This is a genomic window from Streptomyces sp. NRRL WC-3549, assembly GCF_000721935.1.
Lineage (GTDB): Bacteria > Actinomycetota > Actinomycetes > Streptomycetales > Streptomycetaceae > Streptomyces.
Window position 1 is genome coordinate 165,328 of sequence record NZ_KL585391.1, and the last position, 2,958, is coordinate 168,285.

Below are 2,958 nucleotides of genomic sequence, written 5' to 3' on the forward strand. Positions count from 1 at the left end.
GCTGTCCGCTGTGTTTCCCTGCGTTTCCGCGCTGCGAACAAGAAGAACTTTAGCCTGTGACCTGCCGGAAAGCGAAATCCGGCCCCCGCGCCCCGGTGACGGCCCCCTAGGCGTCGTCGCCGAGGACCGGCTGGGGGAGGGTGCCCGCGTTGTGCTCGAGCAGCCGCCAGCCCCGCGCGCCTTCGCCGAGCACGGACCAGCAGCAGTTGGAAAGGCCGCCGAGCCCTTCCCAGTGGTGTGCCTCGAGGCCGAGCAGACGTCCGATGGTCGTCCGGATCGTGCCGCCGTGGCTGACCACGACCAGTGTGCCGTCGTCCGGCAGCTTGTCGGCGTGCTCCAGCACCACCGGCGCGGCCCGGTCGGCGACCTCGGTCTCCAGCTCGCCACCGCCCCTGCGCACCGGCTCACCGCGCTTCCACGCGGCGTACTGCTCGCCGTACTGCCCGACGATCTCCTCGTGGGTGAGCCCCTGCCAGGCGCCGGCGTACGTCTCGCGCAGGGCCGGGTCGTGGGCGATCTCCAGTCCGGTGACCGCGGAGAGTTCCGCCGCCGTGTCCGCGGCACGCCGCAGATCGGAGGCGACGATGGCGTCCGGCCTCAGCGAGACGAGCAGCCGGGCGGCCCGGCGGGCCTGGCCGACGCCGGTCTCGGTGAGGTCGATGTCGGTGGTGCCCTGGAAACGGCGTTCCAGGTTCCACGCCGTCTGCCCGTGCCGCCAGAGGACGATCCTGCGGCCCCTGCCGCTCCTGCTGCCGTTCAGCTCTGCTCACCTTCCGCGCCGCCGCTCAGCTCGGCGTGCTCCTCCGCCTTGCCGCGGGTCTTGAGCGCGTCCTCGGGGAGAGCGATCTCGGGGCAGTCCTTCCACAGGCGCTCCAGCGCGTAGAAGACCCGCTCCTCGCTGTGCTGGACGTGGATGACGATGTCGACGTAGTCGAGGAGGATCCAGCGGGCGTCCCGGTCGCCTTCACGGCGTACCGGCTTGGCGCCGAGCTCCTTCTGCAGCCGCTCCTCGATGTATAAGAGACAGCTCCTCGATCTCGTCGACGATCGACTTGACCTGGCGGTCGTTGGGGGCCGAGGCCAGCAGGAAGGCGTCGGTGATCGACAGGACGTCACTGACGTCGTAGGCGATGATGTCGTGCGCGAGCCGGTCGGCCGCGGCCTGGGCGGCGGCGTTGATGAGCTCGATGGAGCGGTCCGTGGCGGTCACATGCAGGCTTTCGTCGGCGGTCAGATCGACCTCTAGGGTCTCACGGACCGCCGACGGTGTGACGACGCGCCCGGGGTCTTCCGTTCGGACCACGGCGGACCGGGAGGCCCGCGGGCAAGCGGCCGGCGTCTTCGCGGTGCCGCGGCGGCTCGGGCGGGGGCCTCGCCCTGCGTCGTCCGACGGAGAGGTCCCGGGGCCGCCCGGTAGCCCGTGTGGATCGGCGCGGCGCCAGGTGCGGTGCCTCGCGAGCCGGCGGGCGTCCGCACACCGGATGTGTGCGGGCGCCCCGGCCACGGGGTGAGGTGCCGTGGCCGTCGTCGCGCGCCCCCGGGACGACGCCGGGGCGGCTCAGCCCGGGATCTTGTAGTCCTGGCCGAGGACGACCGAGACGTCGGCGTTCGCGGCGGGTTCGCTCTTCTTCACCGCGCTCGTCGGCAGGCCCAGGGTCTTGGCGACCTCGACCGCCTCGGCCTTGTCCTCCTCGGTCCGGTAACGGACCTCGGACGAGGACTCGGCACCCGCCGTGCCGCCGTCGACGAAGGCGTAGCCGCCGTTGACCAGCTGCACCCTGGCGCTCTGGGTCGCCTTGGCCACCCCCGTGGCGTTCCGGACGCCGACGCGTACCGCGGCGCCCTGTTCCGGGGCCGTGACCGTGCCTCCCAGGACGTCCTTGACCACGCTCTCGGTGGCCTCGGCCGTGAGGGTGCCGTCCTCCTGCACCGGCAGCAGCTCCGTCTTGTAGTCGCCGACCTTGGCGTGCCCGGCGAGCTTGGCCAACGAGGCCCCCAGGTCCTTCTCGGGCAGCGAGGGGTCGAGGATCTGCGCGAGCGTCTCCACCGTGACCGTGGCGGCCTCGGGGTCTTCCGACATCTTGCGCAGCACGCCGCGCAGGACCTCGCCGAAGCGCGTCAGCTGCTTGGTCTCCGGCTCGTCCGGGCCCTGGTAGGTGGCGTAGGCGACGGCCATCTGACCGCTCAGCGTCTGTGCCTCGCCCTTCTTCACCAGCGGGTCGGCGCCCTTCTTGGTGTCCGGCACGTCGGTGTCGGTGTCGACCTCGATGTTGCCGACGAGTTCGACGAGGTTCTCCAGGTAAGGGGTGTCGAGCCGCCAGGTCCCGCCGATCCGCGTGCCGAACAGGGTGTCGATCGCCTCGCGTGTCCCGGTGGAACCGTCGTCGTCGACCGACTCGCCGAGCGTGGTGGTGGACCCGTCGTCCGTGGCCACGGCGAGTGAGTTGGGGAGCAGGACGGTGGTGCCCTGCTTCGTGGTGGTGTTGTCGACGAGCAGCGCCGTGGAGGTGCCGCCCTTCTTGGTGTTGTGCAGGTGGACGACGATGACGTCCCGCTTCTGCGGGCCGGCGGTCGTGGCCTTCTGCTCCTCCTGACCCGAGAGGCCGGGGATCTTGCCCGCGTACCAGAGGTATCCGGCTCCGCCGACCACCACGAGGGCGGCGACGACTATCAGCGCGACGAGCCGGTTGCGCCCGCGGCGCCGGGCCTCCTCGCGCCGTTCGCTGCGGCTCTCGGTGAACTTCAGCCAGTCGATGACGTCTTCGGAGTCCTCGTCGGGCTCCTCGATGAAGGAGAACTGCTCGGTGCGGTAGTCGCGGTCGGCCCGGCGCTGTTCGGGTACGACGGCGTCGGGCGCCGGCCGGGGCTCCGGCTCGGGTTCCGGCGGTGCGGCCGCGGGCGCGGCCGGTGCCTGCGCCTCCCACTGCCGGGTGGTGTCCACGGCGGGCTGCCGGCCGG

Annotated in this window: 2 protein-coding genes and 1 pseudogene; all 3 read right to left on the reverse strand. The window is 71.8% G+C overall.

Annotated elements, in window-relative coordinates; translation table 11 throughout:
- Positions 1 to 106: 106 nt before the first annotated feature.
- Positions 107 to 760, reverse strand: a complete 654-nt coding sequence (locus tag IH13_RS0109340; RefSeq protein ID WP_031082782.1) for a histidine phosphatase family protein — start codon at positions 758 to 760, stop codon at positions 107 to 109.
- Positions 757 to 1,210 (reverse strand): annotated as a pseudogene (gene rsfS / locus IH13_RS37090) (ribosome silencing factor). Before rsfS ends, IH13_RS0109340 begins: the two are co-directional and overlap by 4 nt.
- Positions 1,211 to 1,558: 348 nt before the next feature.
- A partial coding sequence (locus IH13_RS0109350; RefSeq protein ID WP_031082783.1) for an LCP family protein occupies positions 1,559 to 2,958 on the reverse strand: 1,400 nt, incomplete at its 5' end.